The sequence below is a fragment of the Thiobacter sp. AK1 genome, assembly GCF_039822265.1.
In the GTDB taxonomy this organism is placed as follows: Bacteria; Pseudomonadota; Gammaproteobacteria; order Burkholderiales; family Thiobacteraceae; genus Thiobacter; species Thiobacter aerophilum.
The window spans coordinates 1-4,768 of record NZ_JBAJEX010000021.1 but is presented as its reverse complement, the minus strand read 5'-3'; the positions used below and the strand labels follow the sequence as shown (position 1 = coordinate 4,768).

Here is a 4,768-nt window from a genome sequence, read left to right as displayed (position 1 = left end):
TCGACTCGGCCAACAAACCCCTCTATCCTTCCTCCTCCAACACCAACCTGAGTGCCAAAGGTGGTGGACTCATACATATCGTTGTCATCGCTCATAGACCAAGAGTATGATTGAGCAATGCAACGACTTCAAGCCTACAAATACGAGTTACGGCCAGACGGCCAGCAGGAGCGGCAGATGCGCCGCTTCGCTGGCTCGTGCCGGTTCGTCTACAATAAGGCATTGGCGTTGCAGAAGGAGCGCTACGAGCAAGGCGAGAAGAAGCTCGGGTATGCAGGTCTGTGCAAGCTGCTCACCGAGTGGCGCAACAGCGCGGAGACGGTGTGGCTAGCCGATGCACCAGTCCATCCGCTGCAACAAACCTTCAAGGACCTGGAGCGCGCCTACAGCAACTTTTTCGCCAAGCGAGCCGACTTCCCGCGTTTCAAGAAGAAGGGTCGGCACGACAGTTTCCGCTATCCCGACCCGAAACAGATCAAGCTCGATCAGGGCAACAGCCGCCTGTTCCTGCCGAAGCTCGGCTGGCTGCGCTATCGCAACAGCCGGGATGTGCTCGGCACGGTGAAGAACGTCACCGTCAGCCAGTCCTGCGGCAAGTGGTTTGTGTCGATCCAAACCGAACGCGAGGTTGAGCAGCCCATTCCGCAGGGTGGCGCGGTCGGCATCGATATGGGCATTGCCCGGTTCGCTACGCTCTCGGACGGCACGTTCTTTGCGCCGCTTCACAGCTTCAGGCGGCACGAAGTGCGCTTGCGCAAGGCACAGCAAGCGCTCTCGCGCAAAGTGAAGTTCAGCAACAACTGGAAGAATGCTAAAGCCCGAGTCCAGCGCATTCATGCCCGCATCGGCAATGCCCGCCGCGACTTCCTGCACAAGACCTCGACCGCGATCAGCCAAAACCACGCGATGGTGTGTATCGAGGACCTGGCAGTCAGGAACATGTCCAAGTCAGCGGCAGGCACGACCGAACAACCGGGCAGAAACGTTCGGGCCAAAGCTGGCCTGAACAAGTCCATCCTCGATCAAGCCTGGTTCGAGTTCCGTCGCCAACTGGATTACAAGCTGGCATGGCGGGGCGGCTGGTTGGTGGTGGTACCGCCGCAGAACACGAGCCGCGCCTGCCCGTGCTGCGGCCATGTGTCGGCGGCCAACCGCCAGACGCAGGCCCGGTTCGCTTGTGTGGAATGTGGCTTCGAGGGCAACGCCGATGTAGTCGGCGCGGTCAACATCCTCTCTCGCGGGATGCAGGTGTTGCGAGACGAAGGGCGGGACACGGCAGACGCTTCTGCCGGGATGCTGCGGGGGTGTCCCCGCAGTGTCAGCCCGGATGGCCTGTGGATCGAACTGCGTTGGCGGTCGGAAGCAGGAACCCACCGAAGCGACTCGGGAGCGGCGCAATGCCACGTCTGAGCGCAGTAGGAATCTCCGGCCTTCAGGCCGGGGAGGATGTCAAAAGGGTATCGTGGACCCGGCCATGATATCGGAAAAATGCCGATGTGCGCCAGTCGAACCGGGTATGGCAACGGATCGCGGGCGCTGCGCCGGGGGCGGTGCCCCCACGTTTTCAACCCAGACGAGGAAATACACCATGCTGGAAACCGATGGAGTGCGCGACGCGGCTGCGTTGCTCGATGTGTCGCCTGCGGGATCGGCGGTTGCCTTACCGGCGCGCCGTCTTGCGTGGGGCGCTGGGTGCCGGCTACGCACTTGCGGCTTTGCCGGTGGTGGCGCAAACCTCCATCCGCACCCCGGCCGACGGACTGACGGCCGGTGAGGTCATGGTACCGGTGGGCCAAGAGTCCATCCCCATCTACCGCGCCGCCCCTGCAGGACGCACCGGGTTGCCGGTGGTGCTGGTGATATCGGAAATCTTTGGCGTGCACGAGTACATCGCCGATACCGCGCGGCGCTTCGCGCGCGCGGGCTACCTGGCGCTGGCGCCCGATTTGTTTGTGCGCCAGGGCGATCCGCAAAGTTATGGCGAGCTGGCCCGGCTGATCAGCGAATTGGTGGCCAAGGTGCCTGACGCCCAGGTGATGCGCGATCTGGATGCGTGCATCGATTGGGCCGCGGCCCATGGCGGCGACGCGGCGCGTGTGGCGGTTACTGGCTTTTGCTGGGGTGGGCGGCACACCTGGCTCTATGCGGCGCACAGCGCGCGTGTCAAGGCTGCGGTGGCCTGGTATGGGCGGCTGGAAGGCGAGCGCAACCCGTTGCAGCCGCGTCACCCGATCGACGTGGTGGGCGACCTCAAGGCCCCGGTGCTGGGCCTCTACGGTGGGGCCGACACCGGTATCCCGCTGGTGTCGGTGGAGCGCATGAAAGCCGCCTTGGCGCAGGGCAGCCCAGCGGCGCGCGCGTCCACCTTTGTCGTGTATCCCGACGCGCCGCACGCATTCCATGCCGACTACCGACCGAGTTACCGGCAGGCCGCCGCCGAGGATGGCTGGCAGCGCTGTCGCGACTGGTTGGCCCGCCACGGTGTCGTTTGATACCTCCATGCATACCGCGACCTACCTGCAGCGCTTTTTTGACGGCACGCCTGACGACGTGGCGGGTTGCCTGCGCTGCCGTGGCCGACAAGACTACGGCGAGGAGCTGCGCATGGCGTTTCAGCCGATTATCGACGCACAACGCCGCGACATCTTCGCCTACGAGGCCTTGGTGCGCGGCACCGATGGGCGCTCGGCGGGGCAGGTGATCGCGGGCGTTGCGCCCGAGCAGCTCTACGGTTTCGACCAGACTTGCCGGGTGCTGGCCATTGACACGGCGCAGCGCCTGGGCCTGAGGGCGCGGCTGTCCATTAACTTCTTGCCTAATGCGGTGTACGAGCCGGCCACCTGCATCCGGCTCACGCTTGCCGCCGCGCACAAGGTGGGGTTTGACCCGCAGCGCCTGGTGTTCGAGATGACCGAGGCCGAGAAAATTCACAACCCGCAGCACGCCCTGTCGATCGTGCGCGACTACCAGCAGCGCGGCTTTCTCACCGCCATCGACGATTTTGGGGCGGGGTACTCGGGGCTCAATCTGTTGGCCGAGTTTCAGCCGCACCTGGTCAAGCTCGACATGGCGTTGGTGCGCGACATCGACCGCAACCACGCCCGGCAGGCCATCGTCGGCGGCGTGCTGGGCACTTGCCGCGCGCTGGGCGTGCAGGTCATCGCCGAAGGGGTCGAATCCCGCGCGGAATACGACTGGCTGCGCGACGCCGGGGTGACGCTGTTCCAGGGCTACCTGGTGGCGCGTCCGGCGGTGGAGGCGCTGCCCGAGCCCGACTGGGCCGCGTTGGCTTGAGCGCGCCGGCGCGGCGTTACCAGCGCGCGCACGGCAGGCCGGGGGTGCGGCACCACTCGCTCCAGCCGCCGGCAAACAGCGGCGCCGTGCCCAGGCCGGCGATGGTCATGGCCAGCAGGTTGGGGGTGGCGCTGACGCCGCTGCCGCAATGGTGCACGATGGTGTCCGGCGCGCGGCCCGCCAGCAGGCTTACAAATTCGGCGCGCAGCCGATCGGGCGATTTGTAGCGCCCATCGGCGTCAAAATTGTCGCTAAACGGCCGGTTGAGCGCGCCGGGGATGTGCCCAGCGACCGGGTCGAGCGGCTCGACCTCGCCGCGAAAGCGGGGCGTGGCGCGCGCATCGATCAGGGTTTGCTGCGGCCGGCCCCGGGGCAGCGGCGACCTCGTGCACCGTGCGCAGGGCGACCCGCGCTGGCGCCAGGGCAAAATGGCCGGGCGCGGGGGTGGAGGGGCCGTGGCCGGTTTCGATCGGCCCGCCGATGGCCTGCCAGGCGGCCCAACCGCCATCCAGCACCGCTACGGGCCCGTGGCCGCACCAGCGCAGCATCCACCACAGCCGCCCACAGACCATGCCGCCTTGGCGGTCGTAGACCACTACCGGCTCGTGGGGGTGGCGCCCCCAGCGGCGCAGCCGTTCGGCAAAGGTGTCGCGTGCGGGCAGGGGGTGGCGCCCGCCGCTGGCAGCCGTGGGGTCACCGGCTGCGGCGCTAAGGTCGTCATCCAGGTGCGCGTAGCGCGCGCCGGGGATGTGGCCCGCGCGGTATTGGGCCCGGCCTGCGGCCGGGTCGGCCAGGTCGAAGCTGCAGTCAAAAACATGCACCGCTGCACCGCCGGCCAGCCATTGCCGCAGCGTAGGCGCGTCGATGAGGGGAAAGGGCAGGTCGTTCATGCGTGCTCCTCGGCCGGCAGTCGGGGGACGGCGCGTTCGCGCAAAAAGGTGGCCGCCACGCCGCTGCCAACGATCAGCGCCATGCCGACCCAGCCGCTCAGCGGCAGGCGGTCGCCAAACACCGCCAGGCCGTACAAGGCGGCAAACGCAATGCCAAAGTATTGCAGATTGGCCACCACCAGCGTGGCGCCGCTAGCGTAGGCGCGCGTCATGCACAGCTGCCCCAGCACGGCCAACAGACCGATCGGAATCAGCCACAGTGCCGCGGGCGTGGTCAGCGGGCTGGCCCCGAGAAACAGGGTGCCGGCCAGGCCAACGACCGCCGCTCCTAGCGAAAAGTAAAACACGGTGCGGCTCTCGGGTTCACCGGCGCGCGACAGCGCCGCCACCTGCAAGTAGGCCAGCGCGGACGTCAGGCCCGACAGCAGACCCGCCAAACCGCCCAGGGCCGCTGCATCATCAAAGGTCGGGCGCAGCACCAGCGCGACGCCGGTATGAGTCCACCATCTTTGGCACTCGGGTTGGTGTTGGAGGAGGAAGGATAGAGGGGTTTGTTGGCCGAGTCGATGGTGGGGGCGCTGGGT

The 4,768-nt window shown here is 66.7% G+C and carries 3 protein-coding genes and 2 pseudogenes; 3 read left to right on the top strand and 2 right to left on the bottom strand.

The features are described from left to right. The first annotated feature begins 117 nt into the window (after positions 1–117). The 3 genes from V6E02_RS12860 to V6E02_RS12850 all read left to right on the top strand — a co-directional run bounded on the left by V6E02_RS12860 (position 118) and on the right by V6E02_RS12850 (position 3,294). Positions 118–1,410: an RNA-guided endonuclease InsQ/TnpB family protein gene (locus V6E02_RS12860; RefSeq protein WP_347309200.1), complete on the top strand. Its 1,293-nt coding sequence runs from the start codon at positions 118–120 to the stop codon at positions 1,408–1,410. A gap of 245 nt (positions 1,411–1,655) precedes the next feature. Beyond that, on the top strand, positions 1,656–2,492 hold the full coding sequence (locus tag V6E02_RS12855; RefSeq protein ID WP_430626807.1) for a dienelactone hydrolase family protein: 837 nt from the start codon (positions 1,656–1,658) through the stop codon (positions 2,490–2,492). A gap of 7 nt (positions 2,493–2,499) precedes the next feature. Further along, positions 2,500–3,294, top strand: a complete 795-nt coding sequence (locus V6E02_RS12850; protein WP_347309197.1) for an EAL domain-containing protein — start codon at positions 2,500–2,502, stop codon at positions 3,292–3,294. A gap of 16 nt (positions 3,295–3,310) precedes the next feature. On the opposite strand, the pseudogene V6E02_RS12845 reads toward V6E02_RS12850, so the two are convergent. Together V6E02_RS12845 and V6E02_RS12840 are read right to left on the bottom strand one after the other, a co-directional pair. Next, positions 3,311–4,184: pseudogene (locus tag V6E02_RS12845) on the bottom strand (sulfurtransferase). After that, a pseudogene (locus tag V6E02_RS12840) lies at positions 4,181–4,768 on the bottom strand (hypothetical protein); the annotation flags it as partial. The pseudogenes V6E02_RS12845 and V6E02_RS12840, both read right to left, overlap by 4 nt.

Coding starts and splice junctions, on each gene's coding strand:
- V6E02_RS12860 (WP_347309200.1), top strand. CDS start 118: ATGCAACGACTTCAAGCCTACAAATACGAGTTACGGCCAGACGGCCAG.
- V6E02_RS12850 (WP_347309197.1), top strand. CDS start 2,500: ATGCATACCGCGACCTACCTGCAGCGCTTTTTTGACGGCACGCCTGAC.